Annotated in this window: 24 protein-coding genes and 1 other RNA gene; 7 read left to right on the top strand and 18 right to left on the bottom strand. The window is 38.2% G+C overall.

Annotated elements, in window-relative coordinates:
- Positions 1–4: 4 nt before the first annotated feature.
- The 12 genes from celB to IGJ37_RS04630 all read right to left on the bottom strand — a co-directional run bounded on the left by celB (position 5) and on the right by IGJ37_RS04630 (position 10,933).
- Positions 5–1,360, bottom strand: coding sequence for a PTS cellobiose transporter subunit IIC (gene celB, locus IGJ37_RS04685; RefSeq protein WP_002384702.1), 1,356 nt, complete (start codon positions 1,358–1,360; stop codon positions 5–7).
- 18 nt (positions 1,361–1,378) lie between these two features.
- A complete protein-coding gene (locus IGJ37_RS04680; RefSeq protein WP_002357981.1) occupies positions 1,379–1,708 on the bottom strand; it encodes a PTS sugar transporter subunit IIB in 330 nt (109 codons plus the stop codon).
- A 19-nt stretch (positions 1,709–1,727) separates the two neighbouring features.
- Positions 1,728–2,681 carry a N(4)-(beta-N-acetylglucosaminyl)-L-asparaginase gene (locus tag IGJ37_RS04675; RefSeq protein WP_002361636.1) on the bottom strand — a complete coding sequence of 318 codons (954 nt, stop codon included), beginning with the start codon at positions 2,679–2,681 and terminating at the stop codon, positions 1,728–1,730.
- Positions 2,682–2,850: 169 nt separating this feature from the next.
- Positions 2,851–4,149: a Sapep family Mn(2+)-dependent dipeptidase gene (locus IGJ37_RS04670; RefSeq protein ID WP_002386630.1), complete on the bottom strand. Its 1,299-nt coding sequence runs from the start codon at positions 4,147–4,149 to the stop codon at positions 2,851–2,853.
- Positions 4,146–4,910, bottom strand: a complete 765-nt coding sequence (locus tag IGJ37_RS04665) for a GntR family transcriptional regulator, LSA1692 subfamily (RefSeq protein WP_002357984.1) — start codon at positions 4,908–4,910, stop codon at positions 4,146–4,148. The genes IGJ37_RS04670 and IGJ37_RS04665 overlap by 4 nt, the downstream gene beginning before the upstream one ends.
- 173 nt (positions 4,911–5,083) lie before the next feature.
- Positions 5,084–5,731 (bottom strand): endonuclease III, encoded by a 648-nt coding sequence (gene nth, locus IGJ37_RS04660; RefSeq protein ID WP_002357985.1) that lies wholly within the window; start codon positions 5,729–5,731, stop codon positions 5,084–5,086.
- A 14-nt stretch (positions 5,732–5,745) separates the two neighbouring features.
- Positions 5,746–6,462 carry a DnaD domain protein gene (locus IGJ37_RS04655; protein WP_002357986.1) on the bottom strand — a complete coding sequence of 239 codons (717 nt, stop codon included), beginning with the start codon at positions 6,460–6,462 and terminating at the stop codon, positions 5,746–5,748.
- Positions 6,463–6,494: 32 nt separating this feature from the next.
- The gene (locus IGJ37_RS04650) at positions 6,495–7,991 is read right to left on the bottom strand and encodes a carboxypeptidase M32 (protein ID WP_002357988.1); all 1,497 of its coding nucleotides are present in this window, start codon (positions 7,989–7,991) and stop codon (positions 6,495–6,497) included.
- 18 nt (positions 7,992–8,009) lie between these two features.
- Positions 8,010–9,173 (bottom strand): THUMP domain-containing class I SAM-dependent RNA methyltransferase, encoded by a 1,164-nt coding sequence (locus IGJ37_RS04645; protein ID WP_002357989.1) that lies wholly within the window; start codon positions 9,171–9,173, stop codon positions 8,010–8,012.
- A 237-nt stretch (positions 9,174–9,410) separates the two neighbouring features.
- An RNA gene (rnpB, locus tag IGJ37_RS04640) (RNase P RNA component class B) lies at positions 9,411–9,779 on the bottom strand.
- A gap of 107 nt (positions 9,780–9,886) precedes the next feature.
- Positions 9,887–10,297, bottom strand: coding sequence for a cell division regulator GpsB (gene gpsB / locus IGJ37_RS04635; RefSeq protein WP_002357990.1), 411 nt, complete (start codon positions 10,295–10,297; stop codon positions 9,887–9,889).
- 93 nt (positions 10,298–10,390) lie between these two features.
- Entirely contained in the window at positions 10,391–10,933 is a 543-nt protein-coding gene (locus IGJ37_RS04630; RefSeq protein ID WP_002360568.1) for a DUF1273 domain-containing protein, read from the bottom strand.
- 62 nt (positions 10,934–10,995) lie between these two features.
- On the opposite strand from IGJ37_RS04630, the gene recU reads away from it, so the two are divergent.
- Together recU and IGJ37_RS04620 are read left to right on the top strand one after the other, a co-directional pair.
- A complete protein-coding gene (gene recU, locus IGJ37_RS04625; protein ID WP_002388848.1) occupies positions 10,996–11,613 on the top strand; it encodes a Holliday junction resolvase RecU in 618 nt (205 codons plus the stop codon).
- Positions 11,614–11,654: 41 nt separating this feature from the next.
- On the top strand, positions 11,655–13,991 hold the full coding sequence (locus tag IGJ37_RS04620; protein ID WP_325814728.1) for a PBP1A family penicillin-binding protein: 2,337 nt from the start codon (positions 11,655–11,657) through the stop codon (positions 13,989–13,991).
- 83 nt (positions 13,992–14,074) lie between these two features.
- Here the strand turns inward: IGJ37_RS04620 and IGJ37_RS04615 are convergent, their stop codons facing one another.
- The 3 genes from IGJ37_RS04615 to IGJ37_RS04605 form a co-directional block, all read right to left on the bottom strand.
- Complete coding sequence (locus IGJ37_RS04615; RefSeq protein WP_002357995.1) at positions 14,075–15,685, bottom strand: CTP synthase; 1,611 nt, start codon at positions 15,683–15,685, stop codon at positions 14,075–14,077.
- A gap of 307 nt (positions 15,686–15,992) precedes the next feature.
- Positions 15,993–16,610, bottom strand: a complete 618-nt coding sequence (gene rpoE / locus IGJ37_RS04610; RefSeq protein WP_002357996.1) for a DNA-directed RNA polymerase subunit delta — start codon at positions 16,608–16,610, stop codon at positions 15,993–15,995.
- Between the two features lie 76 nt (positions 16,611–16,686).
- On the bottom strand, positions 16,687–17,124 hold the full coding sequence (locus IGJ37_RS04605; protein ID WP_002382132.1) for a DUF1934 domain-containing protein: 438 nt from the start codon (positions 17,122–17,124) through the stop codon (positions 16,687–16,689).
- Positions 17,125–17,455: 331 nt separating this feature from the next.
- Between IGJ37_RS04605 and IGJ37_RS04600 the strand changes: the two genes are divergently transcribed.
- The 3 genes from IGJ37_RS04600 to yidA are packed head-to-tail and all read left to right on the top strand — an operon-like array spanning position 17,456 to position 20,469.
- Positions 17,456–18,271, top strand: a complete 816-nt coding sequence (locus tag IGJ37_RS04600; RefSeq protein WP_016618669.1) for a lipoate--protein ligase family protein — start codon at positions 17,456–17,458, stop codon at positions 18,269–18,271.
- Entirely contained in the window at positions 18,268–19,638 is a 1,371-nt protein-coding gene (locus tag IGJ37_RS04595; protein ID WP_002357999.1) for a dNTPase, read from the top strand. Before IGJ37_RS04600 ends, IGJ37_RS04595 begins: the two co-directional genes overlap by 4 nt.
- An 18-nt stretch (positions 19,639–19,656) precedes the next feature.
- A complete protein-coding gene (gene yidA / locus IGJ37_RS04590) occupies positions 19,657–20,469 on the top strand; it encodes a sugar-phosphatase (protein WP_002361624.1) in 813 nt (270 codons plus the stop codon).
- Positions 20,470–20,535: 66 nt separating this feature from the next.
- Here the strand turns inward: yidA and IGJ37_RS04585 are convergent, their stop codons facing one another.
- The gene (locus IGJ37_RS04585; protein ID WP_002363716.1) at positions 20,536–20,982 is read right to left on the bottom strand and encodes an NUDIX hydrolase; all 447 of its coding nucleotides are present in this window, start codon (positions 20,980–20,982) and stop codon (positions 20,536–20,538) included.
- A 148-nt stretch (positions 20,983–21,130) separates the two neighbouring features.
- On the opposite strand from IGJ37_RS04585, the gene gloA reads away from it, so the two are divergent.
- The gene (gloA, locus tag IGJ37_RS04580; RefSeq protein ID WP_002358003.1) at positions 21,131–21,505 is read left to right on the top strand and encodes a lactoylglutathione lyase; all 375 of its coding nucleotides are present in this window, start codon (positions 21,131–21,133) and stop codon (positions 21,503–21,505) included.
- A gap of 142 nt (positions 21,506–21,647) precedes the next feature.
- Positions 21,648–22,370, top strand: coding sequence for a gamma-glutamyl-gamma-aminobutyrate hydrolase family protein (locus IGJ37_RS04575; protein ID WP_325814727.1), 723 nt, complete (start codon positions 21,648–21,650; stop codon positions 22,368–22,370).
- A 50-nt stretch (positions 22,371–22,420) separates the two neighbouring features.
- Here IGJ37_RS04575 and IGJ37_RS04570 read toward each other — a convergent pair whose 3' ends face one another.
- Together IGJ37_RS04570 and IGJ37_RS04565 are read right to left on the bottom strand one after the other, a co-directional pair.
- A complete protein-coding gene (locus IGJ37_RS04570) occupies positions 22,421–23,293 on the bottom strand; it encodes an aldo/keto reductase (RefSeq protein ID WP_002382129.1) in 873 nt (290 codons plus the stop codon).
- Positions 23,294–23,321: 28 nt separating this feature from the next.
- Positions 23,322–23,684, bottom strand: coding sequence for a hypothetical protein (locus IGJ37_RS04565; protein ID WP_002358008.1), 363 nt, complete (start codon positions 23,682–23,684; stop codon positions 23,322–23,324).
- Between the last annotated feature and the right edge of the window lie 145 nt (positions 23,685–23,829).

The raw sequence follows: 23,829 nt of genomic DNA, 5'->3' as shown, positions 1-23,829 counted from the left end.
TTATTTATAAATCATCGAAGTCAAAGGAATCAAAATCAATTTCTTCACTCTCTTCTTCTTGTGCTTTCCATTCTTCACGTAAATATTGGTCATCCATAACTCGAATAAAAGGATAATAAATGAACATTCCTAGTACCAATAAGAGAGCTTGCAGAATTGATCCTTGCCAACCGCTGACTAAAAATCCTGAGATAATTGGCGGGGTCGTCCACGGCAATTGAATACCATTCGTCAATGGAACTAAGCCCCAATCCATAGCAAAATAGGCAATAATAATATTAATTGCGGGTACTAAGACAAATGGAATTAAAAGGATTGGATTTAAAACAATTGGTAACCCAAAAATGATTGGTTCGTTAATCCCAAAAACACCAGGAATTAGTGAAAGTTGCGAAAGCTTTTTAATTCGTTGACTTTTACAGAATAAGACCATCACAATGATTAATGAGAGTGTGGAACCGGCGCCACCAAATGTTGCAAACATATCTTGAAATTGTCCAGTGATGATGTTGGGAATTTCATGACCGTCTTTAAATGCTTGTAAATTTTCAACAGACAATGCCCGCAAAACAGGATTAAAGACTGCGCCAACCACACTACCTCCGTTAATGCCAAAGAACCAAAAGAAGTGTAAAAATAAATAAGCAATGCTCATTGCACCTAAGGTATTACCAAGACTCAATAAGGGCGTTTGTAGAAATTCAAAAATAACATCTTGTAAATTACCATAAGGAGTTAAAGCAGCCAGCCAATTGACTAAAAACATGAGAGTAACAACTAAAAAACTCGGAATCAGGGCCTCAAAAGACTTAACCACTGTTGGTGGCACTCCTTCTGGCATTTTTATTGTCCACCCTTTACGAACAATGGCCACAAATAAACGAGTCGCAATTAATGCGACAATCATTCCTAAAAACAAGCCACTGGAACCCATCCATTTTAAAGGTAAACTAGTAACTTCATAAACCTTTGAACTATTTTCCGGTGTAAATAATGTTTGATAAGGCGTTACAATAAAAAATGAAACCAATGCGATAATTCCTGCTTGCATTGCATCCACATTGAATTGTTTTCCTAAACTATAGGCAATACCGACAACGGCCAGAATAGTCATTACATCAAAACTAGCACTAGCTGGAACAGACATCATTGTCGCCCAGTCTTTACCAAGCAAATGAGACATCCAAGTATCCCATTGTGGCAAAGGAAAATTAGCAATTAATAAGAAGACCGAACCAACAATCAACAAGGGCGTTGATAAAAGGAAGCCATCACGAATCGCTACTAAATACTTATTTTCTCCTATCACTTTTGCCAAAGGGGTCAATACGCGCTCTAACCAATCCAAAAATTTTTGCACGGTCGTCACTCCTATCTATTATTTTTTATTTTGCTTAATTAACCGCAGCGCTTCTTTCAATGCTTTTTCGCCATCCATCATGCCATAAATTTCTGGCGCAATTGCAGCGACAGGAATCCCTTGAGGAGCAAATTGTTCTTTTGTTTTTTCTAATAAAAAACGGACTTGTGGTCCTAATAAAATAGCAACAGGCTTCTCTGCTTCAACCACTTCTTGTGCTCTTGCAATAGGAAAAGCAGTAATCATTAAAGGCATTTGATGTTTTTCCACCACTTCCATCATTTTATTCACCATAATACTTGTAGACATCCCTGCATCACAAAAAAGATAAATTTGTTTTTTACTCATGTTCCTTCACTCTCCTCATTTATTCAATTGGTGCTTTGATTCTTTTTTCATAGGCCGCTAACCATTCTTGTGAAATCGGCTGAATCTCTGTGGTATGATTCTTGCCTGGATTTGCAATATAGATTTCTGGTTGCTGCATATCAGTACCAACCGTAAAAGTAAATTCCACATTCGTAGCTACGCCCCAGTCTCCCTGTTTGTTCATGGCCACTAGTGAAAAAGCTCCTGCTTTCCCATAACGTTGGGTCAATTTTTCATGAAAAGCATAGACGGCTTGATCACATGCTTGTTGTGGCGAGCGCCCTTCCCCCATTAAACGAACGATTTCATAAGAAAGACAGCCTTTCATTAAATCTTCACCTAAGCCTGTAGCCGCAGCACCACCAATTTCGCTATCAACATAAAAACCAGAACCTGACAGTGGTGAATCGCCAACACGTCCTGCTTTTTTCATGAAGAGTCCCGAACTGGAAGTGCCAGCTGCCATTGATCCTGTTTGGTCTAACGTAATAGCGCCGACAGTATCATGCCCATCATAGGGGTTCAACTGATTTTCCTGAATTTCTTTTAAACGCTTTTGCCACCATTGATTAGCGCGTTCTGTCAACATATTCTTTCTTTCAAAACCGTGCAACATTGAATATTTCGTTGCACCTGCGCCAACACGAAAACTATTAAACTTCTCTTTACTTAATGCTTTAGCCACTGAAATCGGATTTTTAACATCTGTAATTCCCGCCACAGCACCAATTGCAAATGTGTCTCCATCCATATAGGCAGCATCCATTTCTAAAATCCCTTCCTCATTAGGTAAACCGCCGTAGCCCACTGACTTATAAAAAGGATAGTCTTCTACTTCTTTAATTAATTGTTCCACGGCCGTGCCTGCAGCACCTCCTTGTTGTAATTCTTCTGTAGCTTTTAGTAACCCATCATGTGCCATCCGCCATGTCGCAATTGCACCCCAAGTCATTTTCCATCCGCCCTTTCGTTAACGCTTACATTTCTCCACCATTATAAACTAGTATATACTGTTTTGTATATACTGAAAATGAAATTTTATACAGAAAAATAGAAGATACACGTATGCGACCTCTACGAAAAACATTGGCTTCTTCTCATACGTGTATCTTCTATTGGTTTTATGCTTCTGTTAATGCAATCATCGCTTGCATATAGATTTCCAGATTAAGCAGTAAATCTTTTTCATCCATATATTCATCTTGGTTATGTGCAATGCCTTTTTGACCAGGAAATGATGGACCGAAAGCAACGATATTCGGCATAAAGCGAGCATACGTAGCACCTGTAGTTGTGACTGGCGTCCCATCTAAGCCAGTAATTTGTTCATAAACCTTGGTTAATTTTTGAACATTGCGCTCATCTTTTGGAAACAGCGTACTAGGGAGGCGGCGGATGACGGTCACTTCACTTTCTGGAAATAGTGCCTTCGTTAGCTGCGTGGTTACTTCGTTTTCTGTAATAGAAACAGGATAACGCACGGCCAATGATAACACCAATTGCTGTCCTCTTTTTTCCAACGCATAGGGCGTTAAAATCAATTGCCCACTATCCTGATCCTTAAAGTCCAGAGCTACTCCTTCGCCATAGTGCTTTTCGTGAAAACTAGCGGTTAACCAGTCGAAATACTGTAATAAATTTCCTTTGACTAACTGTTCCTCGCTAATTTTCTGTGCCAATAAAGTAATCGCGTTCTTGCCTAGTTCTGGCGCATTGGAAGGAGCACGTTTTCCCGTGATTGCTGTTGTTTTTCCCGCAATCACCACACTTAATTGATCAGGTACGTGGTCTTTTGCTTGATCACCTATAATCTGACCAATTTGTTCACTTGAATCATCTGGGATGGTCGTTGTGATCTCATAATTAACAATCCCTCGCTCCCCATAAACTACTGGATATTTACAATCTGGAGTAAATCCAAAAACGGGTGCGTTTTCCTTCTCTAAATATAAGGGGATATCTCCACTCCCACTTTCTTCATCCGTGCCAAACATTAAGCGAATGGTTTTCTTTGGTTGGTAACCAAGTTCTTTCAGTAATTTCATTCCATACAGGCAAGCCAAGATAGGACCTTTATTATCTAGAATTCCTCTACCATACAAACGTTGATTTTTTTTCGTTAATTGAAAGGGCGGCACTGACCAACCAGAACCTTCTGGTACTACATCTAAATGACCAATAATTCCCAGATATTCTTCCGCTGTTCCCCATTGCGCATAGCCAACTGCGTCATTGACAATCCCAGTTTGAAAACCATAACGCTCTGCAAGTTTCAGCGTTTCTTCCAAGGCTCTTTTCGGTCCTTCGCCAAAAGGTGCCTCTTTTTTAGGCGACCCTTTCACACTTCGAATCGCGATAATTTTGTTTAAGTCTTCATAAAATAAATCTTTTTGAGCGGCTATTTCTTCTTTGATCTTCATTCGTTCCAAGAACCTCCTAGCTCCACTTGGTTGTTTTCAGACGGGCTATAGCGGGTCAGTGTGTTTTTAAACGTGTACCGATCTGCTCGATATAAAGAGACATCATATAAAATAGGAGTTGCATCAAGCGCATAGGTGATAGAGTGGACTTGTAAAAGTGGTTGGCCCACAGGAACATTCAATAATTCTGAAATTTCCGCTTCAACTAAGATTGCTTCAATTTCTTGATGCGAATAAGCAATCTCGACGTTCTTCTCGATTAAGCAGAAAAGAGAGCCCTCGAAGTCTTGCTTCGTATGGCCTTGTACGTATGCCTGTGGCAAATAAATTTTTTCAACTGTCATTGGTTCGCCGTCTAACATTCGGCGGCGAATCAGTTCATAAATTGCCTCATTTTTGCCTACTTGGAGCGCCTCCCGAATTTTCTCAGCGGGATGTACTACTTCTTCAAAGGAAATGACTTCTGTCTGGCTTTTTTTCCCGTAAGCTTTGGCTGCCTCAGTAAAACCTTGTAAGCCAGCGCGACCACTTTGAATTTTCGCTTGCGACATCACATAACTACCTTTACCATGTCGTTTTACCAAAATATTTTTGCGGATCAAATCATCAATCGCTTTACGGATGGTCAAGCGACTGCAGTTATATTCTTTAGCTAAATCATATTCTGAAGGTAATTTTTGTGCACTTACATACAGACCGTCTCGAATCTTCTTTTCAATTTCTGCAGAAATTTGCTTAAATTTGGGTGCATTTTCTGTCATTTCATCGCCTATCTTTCTTCAAAAAAATAAATTTTCTAGTATATACCACACTGTCTATACTAAATCAATTTTTAAGAAACCGCAATCATTTGTTGCGTTTCTTAAAAATCAAAAAAAGAAAGCGAGCCACAAGTCGGTTGGACTTGTGGCTCGCTTTTTTAGGAAAAAATGTGTTATTTCCCTTTCATCCGTTCTTTGCCTTCTTGACACATATAGAGTAGCGGACAGGCTTCACATTTAGGCGCTCTTGCTAGGCAGTGATAACGCCCAAAGAAAATCATGGTATGGTGCGTTTTCACCCAGAGTTCTTTCGGAACTTTACGCATTAAGGTTTGCTCAACTTCAGTAACATTCGCATTTAGCTTACAAATTCTAAGGCGCTTGGACACTCGTTCCACATGTGTATCTACTGCAAAAGCCGGTTCGCCGAAAGCATCTCCCATTACTACATTGGCTGTTTTTCTCCCCACGCCAGGTAAACTGACCAGTTCATCTCTGGTTTGCGGAACTTCTCCATTGAAACGTTCTAAAAGTTGTTGTGCGCACGCTTTAATATTTTTTGCTTTATTGCGATATAAGCCAATGGTTTTTATTTTAGCAATAATCTCCTCCACCGGCGCAGCTGCTAAAGCTTCTGGTGTTGGAAAAGCTGCGAATAAACCAGGAGTCGCTTTATTTACCGATACATCGGTTGCTTGCGCACTTAAAATCACAGCAATTAATAATTCAAAAGGATTCTTATGTTTTAATTCACATTCTGCATTTGGAAACATCTCATACATAATTTCAATAGCTTCCATTGTTTTCTCTTTTGATAGCATGGCCCACCTCCTTTTTATTCACTGTCTTCTGGATTTAACCAATTGTGTAATGTAACCTTTGGCAACGATTCTTGTGTCTGACCTTGTTGTTCAATCTCATTTTGAATCATAGAATCTTTTCGTTTTTTCTGATCAGCAGCAACTTGTTCTTTGGTGGTAATATTTTTACGCTCCCACGCAAGTAAAATACGATCAATATATTTCAAACTATACGCCTGATTTAAAACAGCTTCTCGCAACGCTAACCGGATTAATTCAGGGGAATAATGGTCCGTGTTCAACCACTGACCAATCATTTCTAATTCAATTGGTGAAAGTGGACGTCCGAATTCTTTTTCAAAGCCTTGGTAAAGCTGTTTAATTTCATCTTCGTGGTTTGCGACAACTTGTTTTTCTTTGCTCGTTTGTAAAAATAATTGAATCTTTTGAAAAACAGGCAGTAAATCATACGTATCCATCATTTGACCTTTTTGGTTTTGTTGTGTTTCAATTCGAATAAATCCGCGAGAAACCAATTGATTTAACAACTTATAAATCGTATCTGGCGTTTTACCCATCGTCTCTGCAATCGCCATTAAGTCTGGAAATAAATCGCCTGCATTTTGCGAACGAAAAAGTTGCAGTAAAAAGAGAAATTCATCATCTTTCAAACCAATTTTTTGGTAATGATCAAATAGTAAGTTTGAGATTGTTGTTTCACCAGCTTCTAAATATTCACGAATTGATAACATTGTTGTTGTCCACTTCCCCTTGCTTGTTTCACTTATTGCACTTGATAAACATCAAAATAAATAGCTTTCATATAATCAATTAAATAACTAGGATTCAATTCTTCTCCCGTTGCATCATAAATTAATTGATTTGGTTTACGTGAAGCGCCGTACTGATGAATATGTTGTGTTAACCATTTACGGATATCAGAATAATCCTCCGAAGCTAAAATTTCATCAACAGATAATTCTTGTTTCATTGCGTGAAATAGTTGCGCGGCGTACATATAACCCAAGGCATAAGATGGGAAATAACCAAAGCTACCTCCAGACCAATGAACATCTTGAAGGACACCTTCTAAATCATTTTCAGGTGATACGCCTAAGTACTCTTGGTATTTTTCGTTCCACACTTTTGGCAAATCAGCGACTTCCAAAGAACCATTAAATAACATTTTTTCAATTTCATAACGAATAATGATATGCAAAGGATAGGTGAGACTATCGGAATCAATCCGAATCAAACTTGCTTTCGTTTCTTTTAAAGAAGCATAGAAATCTTCAAAAGCAATATCATCAAAAGTACCTTCTGCGCAGTCTTGGAAAAACGGGTATTGTTTTTGCCAAAAAGCCCGGTTGCTACCAATGATAATTTCATTAAAGAGCGATTGTGATTCGTGAATCCCCATAGAGGCACCTTCGCTTAGCGGCGTAAAGTCAAATTTAGGATCAAAATTTTGTTCATACATCCCATGACCCGCTTCATGAATCACACCAAATGTTGCCATTGAGAAATTATTTTCTTCCCAGCGCGTAGTAATCCGCGCATCATTTCGATTTAGAGCTGTCATAAATGGATGAACTGTATCATCTAATCGGCCTTTTGAAAAATCATAGCCTAATTGCTCAACCACACCAATCACAAAACGGCGTTGTTGTTCTTTGGTCATTTTTCTAGATAAAAAGTCAGTTCTAGGCGGCGTACCTTTTTCTGCCAAAACGGTCCGAATTTCTTGAATCCCTTGTTTTACTTGGTCGAATACTTGGTCTAGCTTCTCAACCGTCATCCCCGGTTCAAATTGATTTAATAACACATCGTACGGTGTTTTTTCTTCTTTTTGCCAATAAGGAATGAACTCTTTTTGGAACGCAACGACCTTCGTTAAGGTTTCTTCTAACAAGCCGAAATCTTGTGCAGCGCGTGCTTTTAGCCAATCTGTATGTGCTTGGTTTAATACTTTAACATACTCTTGCATACGTTCAGCTGGAACATTTTTATTCAAAGCATATTCTTCTTTTACTTTTTCAAAAACCAGTTTCCCTAATTCAGATAATTCTTCAGGGCGTGTCTCAAAATAGGCCAATGCTTCTTGAATAACTGGGCCAATACTTCGTTCAAAATATAATCCGGTTAAATACCCTTCTACTTCTCCTCGAAAAGGACTACTTTTTTCTGGCATTCCAGTTGATGAATCCCAGTCTAATAATGTCAAGGCATTTTTTAGTAATTGAATTTCTTTCACTTCTTGTAAAAATACAGCTTCCTTCATTTTTTTACACCAGCTTTCTTAGTCTTCCCGTGGTTTTCTTGGTGGACGTGTTCCCCAGTATTGGAATAAATCTGTTCGTAAGGCTCCGTTGTAAAGCTTCCGTTTTTTAGTAGCTTTGGCACCATAATATTCTTCAAAAGCAAGATCACTCGTCAGTATATACTTGCTCCAAGTAGTTAACGGACGGAAAACATGGCCCATTTCTTTATACAAACGACGAACACTTTCCTCTTCTCCTAAACGCTCACCATAAGGCGGGTTAGCTACCATTACACCATATTCCTTCTCGGTTGTAAAATCTTTTAATGCCAATTGTTTAAAAGTAATTGAATCACCTAAACCAACTTCCTCAGCATTCGCTCTTGCGACTTCAATCATTCGCCCATCAACATCTGAACCACAGATATCTAATTCAACATCGTAGTCTGCCTTTGCCTCGGCTTCGTTACGTACTTTTTCAAAAATCGCTGGATCAACCCAATCCCATGTTTCACAAGTGAAACTACGATTAAAGCCAGGGGCAATGTTATGGCCAATTAATGCTGCTTCAATACAAATTGTTCCAGAACCACAAACTGGATCATAAAAAGGACGATCTTTGCGCCAATTGGTCAACATCACTAAAGCAGCTGCCATGTTTTCCTTAAGAGGTGCGCCCCCCTTTTCAATGCGATAGCCTCGTTTAAATAAACTTGGTCCAGTCGTGTCCAACGTCAACGTCACTTTATCTTTTAGAAGAGCCACTTCTAATTTAAACAAAGCTCCTGTTTCGGTTAAAGGCACCGTCGCTGGACGATGGTAAACTTCTCTTAAACGGTTAACAATGGCTTTTTTGGTGATGGCTTGGCAATCAGGAACACTATACAATTTTGACTTAATTGATTTACCTGCAACTGGAAATTCTGCATCTAAAGGCAAATAATCTTCCCAAGGAAGTGCTTTAACTTTTTCAAATAATTCATCAAAACTATAGGCGTTAAATTCGCCAACGACGATTTTAATCCGATCTGCTGTCCGTAGCCATAAATTGGCAGTAGCAATTGTTTCAACAGTGCCTTCAAAGACGGCCCGGCCATTTTCTACTTCACAGGGAATCCCTAAATCACGCAATTCTTTTCCAACTAATGCTTCTAAGCCACTAGCAGCCGTTGCAACAAGTTTGAATGTTTTTTCTTTCGTCATAAAAACTCCTTCTTGACTCTTTTTTATTGTCTGGAGCTAACAGTCCTGCCGACTACTGCTCCGCTTGTTTTTTATAATTGTCCGCTTTCTCTGAACTAAACGGTCCTGTCCCGGCCTCTTTAGAACAGACAGCTTACTACTTTTATCTCAGTTTCTTTATTTTAACATTTTTTTATTCTTTTCGTAAAAAAAGCCTTCACAACTACGTTGGAAGGTCTTCCTGAATTACTTGTAATTTTCTATAAGCCATGTTCTGTATCACCAATTCTTCAGGAAAAATTGGTGACGGTCATCATCTATCTGCAGAGTAAACTCTGCCTCTTCTACTCGTTCATTTCCTTTAGAAGAGCGCCCCTACCATTGTTTGGGTTGCTCGCTCGAGGGGTTTACCGCGTTCCACCGATGGAGTTTCCCACATCGCTTCGTCACTGTGGCACTTTCAAGGATACTTTGACATAGTCGAAACCTTAGTCATTTTTCCTGCCGTTACTCTAAAAGAGTACCTTAGCTTATGATTTCGCTAAGCACGAACACTACAAGCATCTCAGCTTGTGCGAGCATGGACTTTCCTCAGCTTGCAAAAGCAAACCGCGATCACCCGAAAATTACAAATCTGTTTAAACGAACAGCAAAAATTTATACACTAAAACAAGTGTCCGCTATTCTAACAAATGCTTTTTGTTCCTCGTGAAAACTTGACTTAAATTGTCTTGCTAAAATTGACGAGTTTGTGCATTATCAACATCATGGTTCGCTGGTTCTGCAGTCATTGACGGTGCGGAAGGCGTTACAGGTGTTGAAGGTGTTTCATCTAACTTTTTACCAAAAACTTCACGCTCTAAGTTTGATAAACGTTTTAAAATATCAAAGTTGGTCACTGCTGCACTTTTTGGTACTTCTTGAGCAACACGAGGCGTTGGTTGGGCTTTTGATAATTGGTCTAATTTTGCCATTAAGCGGCTGTTTTCTTCTTGCAAGCTTAATAATTCTTTATTATAAGCTTCGTAGTCTTTAATGACATTGTCTAAAAATTCGTCTACTTCAATTGGGTCATACCCGTTCATCATTTTCGTTTTAAATTCTTTTTGTAAAATGTCTTTAGGACTATATACTAAATTTGCCATGTTTACACCTCATTTGTTTATTTACGATAGAAAATTTCATAGTTCCACAAATACTATTGTAACGAAAAATAGCTAGAAAATCAAACAGATTCTCTAATCAATCACCGAGTTTTGTAAATCATCCATTGTAATTAAGCGAATATCATAGGGTTCTCGTTCCGAAAAATGTTGTGCATCCTTTAAAAAATACTCCGTTTTGCCAGGGTACTCTTTGTCATAAATAAGTAAGCTGCCCCCAGAATGTTCCAAAAGAAATTTTGTATGCATTTTTAATTGTGCTGGCGATTGATAGGGCTGGTGACTTACTGAGTTGATATAATCAGCCAAACTTTCCGCTTTCGTTAACAGTTCTCGATTTTGTTCATTCCAATTATTGCCAAAGTCTTTAAATGGATAAAGCAAACCTAGCTGGACTTCTGGATATTCCGTTTTTAATTCCCCAACTACTTCAGCTGTCCAAAGTTCAACACCTAAATTGCCAGAAATCAAAATCCATTCTACTCCCGCTTCAATATAACTGGCTAACTCTTTTTTTAAGACATTTTTAATAACTGTGATTTTCGGGTCTTTTCCTTGAAATATCCCCAATTCAAAGCTGCGATAACCGGTGACATAGAGGGTTTTTATCATTTCCATAAGTCATCCCTTTTCTTTCAGGTCTTTTTTTTGGTATAATACAGGCTAGGAGTGTGATAAACGTGACGTTCCATTATCCTAACGGAATACCTTATAATCATCATGAAGCACAATCACCAAAAAAACAAGTAAAAAAGAAACGCCCCGTTGAATTTGGTAATCGTGGGATGGATTTCGAAGAAGCGATCAATCAAAGCAATCAATATTATCTATTGAATAAGCAAGCAGTCGTTCATAAGAAACCCACTCCTGTTCAAATTGTTAAAGTAGATTATCCCAAACGAAGTGCGGCTGTTATTAAGGAGGCCTACTTTAGACAAGCTTCAACGACTGATTATAACGGTGTATATCAAGGCCGTTACATAGATTTTGAAGCGAAAGAAACGAAAAATACCACGTCCTTTCCCTTTAAAAATTTTCATCAACATCAAATTGATCATATGGAACAATGTATAGCACAACAAGGGATTTGTTTTGTGCTATTATGGTTTTCAAGCTTAAAACGCTGCTTCTTTTTTAGTGGTGAAAATCTAATAACGCATTGGAAAAACCAAGCAGTTACTGGGAAAAAATCTATGCCGCTTGCACTCATCGAGAAAGAAGGAATTGAATTATCTTTTGGAATCGCACCGCGAATCCCTTATCTCGACGCAGTGGAACAATATATTCAGACACACTAGATTCATAAAGTTTTGAAAGTATAACAAAGGAGTTGCTATTTATGCCAACCGCAAATTCAGGCTCGCGAACTGCTAGACATGCATCCAACACCTCATCGAAGTCGAGTTACAAGAAAAAGACACAACCGCCGAAAAAGAAAAAACGGCTTGTTTTAAAAATCTTTCTTGGCTTACTTATCGCTGGGATGGTCGCTTTTTTAGCAGGCGTTGGTCTTTTTTGGTTCTATGCACGACAAGCCCCAAAATTAGAAGATGACAAACTGAATGCGACAGTTTCATCGAAGCTTTACGATATTAATAATGAAATTTTTGAGGATTTAGGCGCAGAAAAGCGTGAATTAATTCAACCAAATGATGTGCCTCAATTATTAAAAGATGCCATTGTTTCTGTCGAGGACCGTCGTTTCTATAAACACATTGGTGTGGATCCGATTCGGATTATCGGTTCTGCCCTTTCAAATGTCAAAAATGGTGGATTACAAGGCGGAAGTACCTTAACCCAACAATTAATTAAATTGTCCTACTTCTCTACAAAAGAATCTGACCAAACCTTGAAACGGAAAGCACAAGAAGCATGGATGGCTGTTCGTTTAGAACGTGAAAAATCAAAAGAAGAAATTTTAACTTACTACATTAACAAAGTCTACATGGCGAATGGTTTTTATGGAATGGAAACAGCGGCTGAAAATTATTATGGTAAACATTTATCTGAACTTGATTTACCACAAACGGCCCTACTGGCAGGAATGCCACAAGCGCCAAACTCATACGATCCCTATACAAAGCCAGATACTGCTAAAGAACGCCGGGATGTTGTACTCTACACAATGTACGACAATAAAAAAATCTCGAAAGCAGAGTACGAAAAATCTAAAGCTACCCCAATCGATGAAGGCTTAGTGCCATTAAAAGCCAGTGATGACAATCGAAAAGTCGTAGATAATTATGTCAAAGAAGTAATCAATGAAGTGAAAGCAAAAACTGGTAAAAATGTTTACACAGACGGACTAGATATCTACACAAACTTAGATATGAATGCCCAAAAACAACTTTACGATATTGTCAACAGTGATCAATACGTTGCGTTTCCAGATGATAAAATGCAAGTGGCTTCAACCGTTATTGATGTTGCCTCTGGACAAGTCCGAGCACAGATTGGTGGTCGTCACATTCCTGATGATGTACAATTAGGAAACAATTTAGCTGTTAACACCCAACGTGATGTTGGTTCAACCGTGAAACCAATCATGGATTATGGTCCCGCAATTGAGAATTTAAATTATTCGACAGGTCGCCTCATGGTGGATAAACCAACGAAATATCCTGGTACCGACATTGATGTCTTCAACTCTGATTTAACATATCAAGGCGTCATTACTATGCGCCGTGCGATTATGGGTTCTCGTAACACCACCGCGGTCCAGACGTTTGATGAAGTTGGTAAAGAAAACATCATGCCTTTCATTAAAGGACTAGGAATTGACTATAAAAACTTAGAAGCGTCGAATGCCATTTCAAGTAACACAAGCGATGTAGATGGCGATAAATATGGAATTTCCTCATTGAAGTTAGCAGCAGCTTATGCGGCTTTCGCCAATAACGGGATTTATAACAAACCGTATTACGTAAACAAAGTCGTTTTCAATGATGGAACTAGCGTTGATTATCAACCTGATGGTAAACGTGCGATGAAAGACTCTACCGCCTATATGATGACGGATATGTTAAAAGATGTTTTAAACGGCGGAACAGGATTTAACGGCGCCATTCCAGGCTTAATCCAAGCGGCCAAAACAGGGACTTCTAACTATACTGATGAAGATTTAGCGCGAATGGGCACAACAGAAAAAGGAATTGCCCCGGATAGTACCTTTGTTGGTTATACAACACACTATGCCGTTTCTGTTTGGACTGGATACAATGATCGAAATACACCAATCTATCAAGAATACTATGGAATTGCCTCGGATGTTTATCGTGAAATAATGAGTTACTTGTCTCAAAATGTTTCAAACGATGACTGGGTGCAGCCAGACAGTGTTGTGCGGGTAGGTAATGAATTATACGTGAAAGATGCCTATGAGGTACCAAATGTACAAGTTTTACCAAGTACTACCTCTTCAGCACCACAGCCAGAATCTAGCAGTACGGTGGAATCCTCTTCCACAAAAGAAGCGGAAAGTTCATCAAGTTCTAGTTCAGAAAGTGCGCCTTCTTCCTCTGAAGCGCCACCCTCAACCGAACAACCGGCAAGCTCTTCCTCAGCAGAGCAACCGGCAACATCGGAACAACCACCTGAACCATCAAGTTCTAGTTCACAAGAACCGCCGCAACCACCTGAAAGTAGTTCTAAACCAGATGAAAATAAAGCAGCATAAAAAGTACGGGGCTCATGATGAGCCCCGTACTTTTTTAGATTAAAAATGGACGAAGTGAACTGAATCACTTCGTCCATTTTTGCTTATTTACTTTCTTTATTTGCCAAAGCTGCACCAACAAATCCTTTGATTAAGCGTTGTGGGCGATTTGGACGAGAAATTAATTCTGGGTGGAATTGACAAGCCACAAAGAATTGTTTTTCAGGAATTTCAACAATCTCAACTAAACGATTATCTGGTGAAACTCCAGAGAAAACTAAGCCATTTTCTTCAAATAATTGACGATATTTGTTGTTAAATTCATAACGATGACGGTGACGTTCTTGGACAACATCTTCATTTCCGTATGCTGCCGCAGTTTTCGTTCCTTTTTTCAATTTACATGGATATAAACCTAAACGTAGTGTGCCACCTAAATTCTCGATGTTTTCTTGATCTGCCATTAAATCAATAATGTTATTTGTCACGTCAGGATTAGTTTCTGCAGAACCAGCATCTTCTAAGCCCACAACGTTACGACCAAATTCTACACAGGCCATTTGCATACCTAAGCAAATGCCAAGGAATGGTACGTCATTTTCGCGAGCAAAACGAATCGCTTCAATTTTTCCTTCAATTCCACGATCACCAAAACCACCAGGAACCAAAATACCATCTGCTGAACCAATTCTTTCAGCGACATTTTCAGCAGTTAATTCTTGTGAATCAACCCAATCAATTTCGATATCTGAATCAAAATCAAACCCAGCATGTTTTAATGCTTCTACAACAGAAATATAGGCATCTGGTAATTCAACATATTTACCAACCAGCGCAATTTTTGTTTTCTTTTTCAAGTTAAGAACTTTTTCTTCTAATGCACGCCACTCAGTCATGTCTGCAGCCGGTGCATCCAATTTTAAATGATCACAAACAATTTGATCCATGTTTTGTGCTTGAAGTGCTAATGGAATGGAGTATAACGTTTCAACATCACGAGATTCAATTACCGCTTCCGGATTAACATCACAGAATTGTGCTAATTTGTTTTTAGTGTTTTGAGAAACAGGTAATTCCGTACGGACCACTAAAATATTTGGTTGAATCCCTAAACTTCTTAATTCTTTGACACTATGTTGTGTTGGTTTAGTTTTCATTTCGCCAGCCGCTTTTAAGTAAGGAATCAAGGTTGTATGGATGTACATTACATTGTCACTACCCATATCAGCTTTCATTTGACGCAATGCTTCTAGGAAAGGTAATGATTCGATGTCGCCGACAGTACCACCTACTTCTGTGATAATCACATCGGCATCCGTCATTTTCGCTGCACGCATAATTTTTTCTTTGATTTCATTGGTAATGTGTGGAATAACTTGCACTGTTGCACCTAAGTATTCCCCTTTACGTTCTTTACGTAAGACTTCTGAATAAATTTTCCCAGTGGTTACGTTTGAGTATTTATTTAAGTTAATATCAATAAAACGTTCATAGTGACCTAAGTCCAAATCTGTTTCGGCACCATCATCTGTGACAAAAACCTCTCCATGTTGGTAAGGACTCATTGTCCCCGGATCCACATTAATATATGGATCGAATTTTTGAATCGTTACTTTTAATCCACGATTTTTTAATAATCGTCCTAAAGATGCTGCGACAATCCCTTTTCCGATAGAAGAAACCACGCCACCTGTAACAAAGATGTATTTTGTCATAATAGTTAAAAACCCTTTCTTTGATAATATTTTGTAGAGAGAAGTAAAACAACTTTGAGACTCTTACGTTTCTCCAAATAAAAAAGAAACAAAAATAGAAAAGCTCCCTATCCATTACGAATAGGGAGCTTGTAAGTTCGTTCAAACTTCTGACCTTCTTAAAGGTGCCCAAGTAGTATAATACAAGCAAACGGACATCAGGTCAAGTACTTCTATTCAAGAAAATAATTTTTTCTATTTTCTCATTTTTCTTGGGCATTCAACTAAAAAGCTTGACTCCTTCTTAGGAATCAAGCTTTTTGGTTTCTTACTCTTCAGAATATTCGTCATCAAAATCGTCTTCATCTTCAACATCATCGTCATCAATGATTGTTAAATCTTCTTCGATTTGCGGAATGTCTTCTTCATCATCGTCTGAATCTGCACCAATCTCTTGTAAGTCAGAGTTGTATGCTTTGATTTCTTCATCTTCATCTTCTTCATCATCGTACAAGATGTCTTCTTCATCATCATTTGTTAATTCAGCATCTTCTGGATCGTCATCGTTATAGTCAATTACATCTTCATCGTTTGGATTAGTGATGAAGGCATTTACTTTTTTACGTTTTCTACGACGTGGTGCATCTTCTTCGTCTTCTTCCAAGCCATGTGTAACTTCTTCATCGATTGAATCGATTGGATACCATGAACGTAAGCCCCAACGATTGTCTCCCAATGAGATAAAGCTACCGTCGATGTTTAAATCTGTATAAAATTGTGCTAATTGGTCACGAATTTCACTATCAGACTTGCCAAGATAATTTTGGATTTGGTTAACTAAATCAGAAAAATCCATTACATCTGCATGTTGTTCTAAAATAGCGTGTGCTACTTCAATCATGGATAATTCTTTTTTGTTTAACCCTTCAAATACATTAATTTCCAAGAGGTACACGTCCTTTCACAGTCTACTCCTTATCATACAAAAACATTGAAAAAAAATCAATTCTATTCTGCAATATTTATGCAGTAAATTCTAATTCTAAATGATATTCTCCGATTCGCTCTGTTTGAGAGTATAAATCATAATCAACTAAAATCTTACCAGACATTGGTTGATCTTTTAAACTAACACGCAAATTATGTGTAAACGTACTAATCTGTAGCAAGCCATAAGGGGTTCGATAACTTGTATCTAATTTTTCCTGATAGCCAAATCTTAAACGCATCCGTAATTCGCCGGCACGAATCAGCTGAACATGCCCGTCTGGTTCAATTTTAATGGTTACGGGGGTTGGTTCTGTATCCTCTAATAATTCTTCTTTGTAACGAATGTATAATGTATCACCCATTTTTACTAATTGACCTTCTAGGTCAAAGAAAAAATCTTTTTGTTCGTTGCCTTGTTGGACAATCGTTTTTAGTTGAATCGATACAGGAACGCCTGTTGATAAATCCATAATGGTCACTCCTTTTCCAAAATATAACTTTCTTATTGTTGACTTTTTCAATATATTTGTCAACTAAAGTCAATTTTTCCTTGTTTATGTACCTTTTCTTATTGTATAAGCTCTTTTCACGGGTTGCAAGCATTTGTTTCATCCATTTAATAAGAAAACCGTTTACTATTTTAGAGAATTCCTTCAGAATTCGTTTATATAACATGCTTTTTTGCGTTTTTTGTATATAATATAAGAGAGAGTAAGAAAATAAACGTATTAAATGACGTAATTATAAATAGACAGGACGTTTTTTATGAGCACAACTTTTCCCCTTCACACCGAATCATTTATGCTCCTTGATTCAGGTTGTTTAACAAACAGTGACTATTTTTTACCTTTTGCCTTGACCGATGTTTTAACTACTTTTTCAGGAATGCATCACCAACCAATCATTCATTTCTGGCAATTGGATCAAGCAATGATTCTTGGCATGAAAGATACCCGTGTACCACATCTAAAAGAAGGCATCACTTCTCTGCAAGAAAACGATTATTCTGTAGTCGTTCGCAATGCCGGCGGTTTAGGGGTGATTGCCGATTCGGGTATTTTAAATGTTTCACTTATTTTACCAAATAATTCTGAACACAAATTAAGTATCGATGCGGCTTATGAATTAATGTGGGCTTGGCTCCGTCAGAGTTTTCCGGAGAAAGAGATTGACGCCTTTGAAATTACTACATCCTATTGTCCCGGTACTTATGATTTAAGTATTGGCGGTCAAAAGTTTGCTGGGATTGCCCAACGACGCGTCAAAGACGGTATTGCTGTCATGATTTACATCAGCGTTAACGGCAATCAACTTGCTCGTGGAGAAGTGGTTCGAGACTTTTACCTTGCTGGCTTACAAGAACAATTTGGTGAAAATGGCTATCCACCCGTTGATCCAGCAGTGATGGCAAATTTAGAAACCCTGATTGAGACTCCATTAACAATAGACGCCGTAAAAACCCGTTTAATCGAAGCATTACCTCAACAATTTGAAAAATCTATTGATCCAAACTTAACCGAACCAATTATAACCTCAGAATGGTTCCAAACAAATTTAACTGTCCAGCTGGAAAAAATGGCGCAACGAAACGCCTTAATTAAAGGAGAGATCGTATGACGATTCCGTATAAAGAGCAACGATTACCAATCGAAAAAGTTTTTCGTGATCCCGTCCATAATTATATTCATGTCCAACATCAAGTGATTTTAGATCTTATTAATTCTGCTGAAGTGCAACGATTACGTCGCATTAAGCAACTAGGTACTTCTTCTTTTACGTTTCACGGTGCCGAACATAGTCGTTTTTCCCATTCTTTGGGTGTTTACGAAATTACACGTCGGATTTGTGAGATTTTCCAACGTAACTACTCTGTGGAACGATTAGGTGAAAACGGCTGGAATGACGACGAGCGCCTGATTACACTTTGCGCAGCTTTATTACATGATGTCGGTCATGGTCCTTATTCACATACATTCGAGCATATTTTTGATACAAACCATGAAGCAATCACGGTCCAAATCATCACCTCACCAGAAACGGAAGTCTATCAAATTTTAAACCGTGTTTCGGCAGATTTTCCTGAAAAAGTCGCCAGCGTTATTACTAAACAATACCCAAATCCTCAAGTGGTGCAAATGATTTCTAGTCAAATTGATGCCGATCGCATGGACTATCTGTTACGTGATGCATACTTTACAGGGACGGAATACGGAACTTTCGATTTAACTAGAATTTTACGTGTGATTCGACCCTACAAAGGAGGCATTGCCTTTGCTATGAATGGGATGCATGCGGTGGAAGACTATATCGTTAGTCGTTACCAAATGTATGTCCAAGTCTATTTCCACCCTGTTTCTCGTGGGATGGAAGTGATTCTTGATCATTTATTGCATCGAGCGAAAGAATTATTTGAAAACCCTGAATTTGACTATGATTTACAAGCCTCTCTGCTTGTACCATTCTTTAAAGGGGACTTCACCTTACAAGAATATTTAAAATTGGATGATGGCGTCCTCTCTACGTACTTTACACAATGGATGGATGTGCCTGATTCAATTCTAGGTGATTTAGCCAAACGTTTCCTTATGCGTAAGCCTCTGAAGTCAGCCACCTTTACGAACGAAAAAGAGAGCGCAGCAACGATTGCTTATTTAAGGGAATTGATTGAAAAAGTTGGTTTCAACCCTAAATATTATACTGCCATTAATTCAAGCTATGATTTACCTTACGATTTTTATCGTCCAAATAAAGACCGTCATCGTACACAAATTGAATTGATGCAAAAAGATGGCTCATTAGTGGAATTGGCAACGGTCAGTCCCCTAGTTGCAGCACTTGCTGGTCAAAGTCAAGGAGATGAACGTTTCTATTTCCCTAAAGAAATGCTTGACCAAGGAAATAAAAAACATTACGATTTATTTGATGAGACGTATCGTGAGTTTTCAAGTTACATTCATAATGGTGCGTTAGTTTTAAAAAAATAGGTTTTCTAGGAGGATTCTATGTCAATTAAGTTAGTTGCTATTGATATCGACGGAACATTGCTAAATTCACAACACAAGATTACCCCACGGGTCAAAGAAGCGCTCCAAAAAGCAAATGATCAAGGCGTTCGTATTGTTTTATGTACAGGCCGTCCTTTGCCAGGCGTGAAAGAACAATTGGATGAATTAGCCTTATATGGTGAAAATGATTTCGTGATTACCTACAACGGTTCGCTTGTCCAAGCAACCAAAGATAATACGATTATTTCACGCTATACCTTGAGTTATGAGGATTTTTTAGAAATTGAAATGTATTCTCGTAAAGTCGGCGCTCACTTGCACACAATTGATGATTCCGCTATTTACACTGCCAATCGCAATATTGGTAAATATACGATTCACGAAGCATCTTTAGTGAACATGCCTTTGAAATATCGTACGGTGGATGAAATGACACCAGAGATGAACATTATTAAAATGATGATGATTGATGAGCCGGAAGTTTTAGATCCTGCCATTGCAAAATTACCATTACATTTTACCGAAAAATATACGACTGTTAAAAGTACGCCTTTTTACTATGAAATCATGAATAAAAATGCTAGTAAAGGCAATGCTCTAGCAAAATTGGCAGACCATTTAGGCTTAAATAAAGACGAAGTGATGGCCATTGGTGACAATGAAAATGACTTATCCATGATTGATTACGCTGGGATTGGTGTTGCGATGGGCAATGCGACAGAAAATGTTAAAACAATTGCCGATGTGCATACCACTAGTAATGACGAAGATGGTGTCGCTCAAATTATTGAAAAAATGGTTTTAATTTAAACATTCTTTTCAATAACAATAACCCTCAATCTAATCAACATAGATTGAGGGTTATTCGTTGTTATTTTATGATGCTGCCGCTAGCCATTTTTCAACGGCCCAACGGTGGCTTCCTCTTTTTAATAAACGGACTGCTTCTTCTGGTGCAACCCAGTGTAAAGTATTGGTCCTTTCTAAGGGTTCGCTAAGTTGCCGCCAAGTATTCGCTACATAAAAATAGCCAGGATTATAATAGGCAGTTTGGCGATGGTTCGAATAAAAATATTCATCAGCTTCCCCTAAATAACGGCCAATTTCTACACTAATTCCCAATTCTTCTAGCACTTCTCGATGGATCGCTTCTTCTTTCGTTTCGGTGCCTTCAATTTCGCCTCCTGGTAAAAAATAAGCTCCATTTGGCGCTTGTACCAGAACCATTGTGTTATTTTCTGGCTTTGAAACAATAATGTATGCAGCATATCTTGTTTGATAGGTCAATGTCTCTTCTCTTTTTCCAAACGTTGGCGTTTTCATTGGCGCACCTCTTCTCTTTTCATCTATTTTACCTGAGAAATTCCTTTAGAACAAGTCAGAAACCAAGCGTTTTTCTCTACATTTCACGTTTATCTATGCTACTATTAACGTTGGAAATATAATTAAGTTTGAAAGGGAGTTTTTAACTATGAAAATGGCTCATACATGTGTGCGTGTAAAAGATTTAGAGGCATCATTAGATTTCTATCAAAAAGCCTTCAATTTTGAAGAAAGTCGCCGTCGTGATTTTCCAGAAAATAAATTTACTTTGGTTTATCTAACTTTACCAGGAGACGACTACGAACTAGAACTAACTTATAATTATGATCATGAAGCATACGATTTAGGAAACGGTTATGGTCATATCGCCATCAGTACAGATGATTTAGAAGGATTACACGAAAAACATCAAGCGGCTGGCTTAACTGTCACTGACTTAAAAGGCTTACCTGGAACTGCACCATCTTATTACTTTGTTGTCGACCCAGATGGTTATAAAATCGAAGTCATTCGTGAACGTTAAAAAGTTTCACTTGTTCACTTACTGAGCTTTTTGTGTTTGAGAGCTGTCCGAGACAAAACTTGTCTCGACTTCTTCTCAAACACTTTTTTCAAAAAAAGTGCTACAATAGAACGTATGAATTTGTTGAGGATGTGATGTTATTATGACAAAAAAAATTATTGGAATCGCTGGCAATCAACTTTTGCAGGCAGCTGAAGTGTTTCACGGTAACCAAGTGACTTACACCCCGCAAGGTTTTGTTAGCGCTGTTCAAGCCGCAGGTGGCGTTCCTCTCGTTTTGCCAATTGGCCCCAAAGAATTAGCCGCTACGTATATACAACAAATTGATAAACTACTTTTAGCAGGCGGTCAAGATGTTGCCCCTGAATTTTACGGACAAGACCCCCATATAAAATTAGAAGAAACGAATCGTGATCGTGACGAGTTTGAGTTAGCCCTAATTGAAGAAGCCTTAAAACAAAACAAACCTATTTTTGCGGTTTGCCGTGGAATGCAATTAGTCAATGTTGCTTTAGGTGGCACATTATATCAAGATTTATCGATGTATCCTCAATGGTCAGTTAAGCACGGACAACAACCCACTCAACCAATCTTTGCGACGCATCGTATTGATGTTGAACCAGACAGTCAATTATCAAACATATATGGTACAACTGGTAAAGTCAACTCGTACCATCACCAAGCACTACATACTTTAGGAAAAGATTTACGCGTTACTGCTTGGTCCTCTGATGGCCTTGCAGAAGCAGTGGAATCAACAAATGAACAGCAGCCTTTATTAGCTGTTCAATGGCATCCTGAACTAATGTACGCACGTGATGCCAAATCCCAAGCACTCTTTAACTACTTTGTTCAAAAATTATAGTAAAAACGGAGGGACGTCTTTCGCCCCTCCGTTTTTACTTGCTATCATACTTAAAAATCAAAATTATCTGGATCTGCACCAAAACGATGATCCTTATTTAACTGATTGATTGCGGTTATTTCTTCTGGCGTTAATTCAAAATCAAAGACAGCAAAATTTTCCTGAATTCTTTTTTCGTGAACAGATTTAGGAATCACGATAATATCATTTTGTAAGTGCCAACGAATAATCACTTGGGCCGCTGATTTGCCATATTTTTCACCAATTTTCACTAGTACTGGCTCAGATAATAAATTACCTTGTCCTAGAGGAGACCAAGCCTCCACGGCAATCTTATTTTCGGCTAAATATTTTCGTAGCGGTTCTTGTGTTAACGTAGGATGTAATTCAATTTGATCCACCATTGGCACAACATTTGCTTCTGTTAATAAATCTTCCAAATGATGTTGATGAAAATTGGAAACGCCAATTGCTTTGGCACGACCACTTGCGTAAATTTCTTCTAATGCTTTCCATGATTCTTTATATTTACCAGCAACAGGCCAGTGAATTAAATATAAATCAACATAGTCTAGCCCTAATTTTTCTAAGCTTTTATCAAATGCTTTAATCGCATTTTCATAGCCTTGATCTTCATTCCATAATTTCGTCGTCACGAAAATTTCTTCGCGGGGAATACCCGATTGACGAATGCCTTCGCCCACCCCTGCTTCGTTTTTATAAACGGCTGCCGTATCAATCAAGCGATAACCCGCTTCTAAAGCCCATTTTACTGAATTTGTTGCTTCTGAGCCATCTTCTACACGCCAAACGCCTAAACCTAGGCGTGGCATTTCATTGCCGTTTGCTAATTTTTTTGTTTTATCCAAAGTCATGTGTTTCTTCAGTCCCTTCATTTTCATTACTTTTAGTATACTACGCATTCTTCTTTCACGAAACAATCACGACTTGTCAGGTCATTTTCTTTATTTTTAATAAATAACGACGCCAATAAGTCAGCACTCCGATTAGTGCCACAACTACAATTGTTCGACCGCTAACGCTTCCAATCCACAGTTTAACTGCAAGTAACCAGATACAAAAGAGATAAACACAGGACCAATTAAAGGAAACTTTCAATGTACATGATTCCGCAATTTCGATTATCTGACTACTAAAAAAACGGCTCCCTAATCGTAAAGCGACTGGATTATGGAAGATGAATGTTCGTCGCTTGTCAGCCGTCAAGCGAGTGGCACATCGTTCATCAATAAAAATTGTTACAGGTAATTTAGAAAGTAAATCATTTTTTGCCCATTCAATTGAAACTTTCACGCAGCACTCACAACCTTTAACAAAATTAAAAAATATATTATTTATTTACAAAATTATAACATTCCTAAAAAAACATGTTAAGTCTTTAAAAAAACTTTCTATTTTCTTCCCCTTTCGCCGAGAGATTTAGTATACTAAAAGAAGA

Source organism: Enterococcus sp. AZ104 (assembly GCF_050546705.1).
GTDB classification, from domain to species: domain Bacteria; phylum Bacillota; class Bacilli; order Lactobacillales; family Enterococcaceae; genus Enterococcus; species Enterococcus faecalis.
The sequence above is the reverse complement of the archived record's forward strand: the minus strand, read 5'-3'. Positions and strand labels throughout refer to the sequence as shown.

Coding starts and splice junctions, on each gene's coding strand:
- IGJ37_RS04650 (WP_002357988.1), bottom strand. CDS start 7,991: ATGAAGGAAGCTGTATTTTTACAAGAAGTGAAAGAAATTCAATTACTA.
- IGJ37_RS04680 (WP_002357981.1), bottom strand. CDS start 1,708: ATGAGTAAAAAACAAATTTATCTTTTTTGTGATGCAGGGATGTCTACA.
- IGJ37_RS04605 (WP_002382132.1), bottom strand. CDS start 17,124: ATGGATTTATCAACAGGCGTTCCTGTATCGATTCAACTAAAAACGATT.
- nth (WP_002357985.1), bottom strand. CDS start 5,731: ATGCTATCAAAAGAGAAAACAATGGAAGCTATTGAAATTATGTATGAG.
- gloA (WP_002358003.1), top strand. CDS start 21,131: ATGAAAATGGCTCATACATGTGTGCGTGTAAAAGATTTAGAGGCATCA.
- gpsB (WP_002357990.1), bottom strand. CDS start 10,297: ATGGCAAATTTAGTATATAGTCCTAAAGACATTTTACAAAAAGAATTT.
- IGJ37_RS04585 (WP_002363716.1), bottom strand. CDS start 20,982: ATGAAAACGCCAACGTTTGGAAAAAGAGAAGAGACATTGACCTATCAA.
- IGJ37_RS04665 (WP_002357984.1), bottom strand. CDS start 4,910: ATGACAGAAAATGCACCCAAATTTAAGCAAATTTCTGCAGAAATTGAA.
- IGJ37_RS04670 (WP_002386630.1), bottom strand. CDS start 4,149: ATGAAGATCAAAGAAGAAATAGCCGCTCAAAAAGATTTATTTTATGAA.
- IGJ37_RS04620 (WP_325814728.1), top strand. CDS start 11,655: ATGCCAACCGCAAATTCAGGCTCGCGAACTGCTAGACATGCATCCAAC.
- yidA (WP_002361624.1), top strand. CDS start 19,657: ATGTCAATTAAGTTAGTTGCTATTGATATCGACGGAACATTGCTAAAT.
- IGJ37_RS04615 (WP_002357995.1), bottom strand. CDS start 15,685: ATGACAAAATACATCTTTGTTACAGGTGGCGTGGTTTCTTCTATCGGA.
- IGJ37_RS04655 (WP_002357986.1), bottom strand. CDS start 6,462: ATGTTATCAATTCGTGAATATTTAGAAGCTGGTGAAACAACAATCTCA.
- IGJ37_RS04575 (WP_325814727.1), top strand. CDS start 21,648: ATGACAAAAAAAATTATTGGAATCGCTGGCAATCAACTTTTGCAGGCA.
- IGJ37_RS04630 (WP_002360568.1), bottom strand. CDS start 10,933: ATGGAAATGATAAAAACCCTCTATGTCACCGGTTATCGCAGCTTTGAA.
- IGJ37_RS04645 (WP_002357989.1), bottom strand. CDS start 9,173: ATGACGAAAGAAAAAACATTCAAACTTGTTGCAACGGCTGCTAGTGGC.
- IGJ37_RS04595 (WP_002357999.1), top strand. CDS start 18,268: ATGACGATTCCGTATAAAGAGCAACGATTACCAATCGAAAAAGTTTTT.
- IGJ37_RS04600 (WP_016618669.1), top strand. CDS start 17,456: ATGCTCCTTGATTCAGGTTGTTTAACAAACAGTGACTATTTTTTACCT.
- IGJ37_RS04570 (WP_002382129.1), bottom strand. CDS start 23,293: ATGCGTAGTATACTAAAAGTAATGAAAATGAAGGGACTGAAGAAACAC.
- IGJ37_RS04675 (WP_002361636.1), bottom strand. CDS start 2,681: ATGACTTGGGGTGCAATTGCGACATGGCGGATGGCACATGATGGGTTA.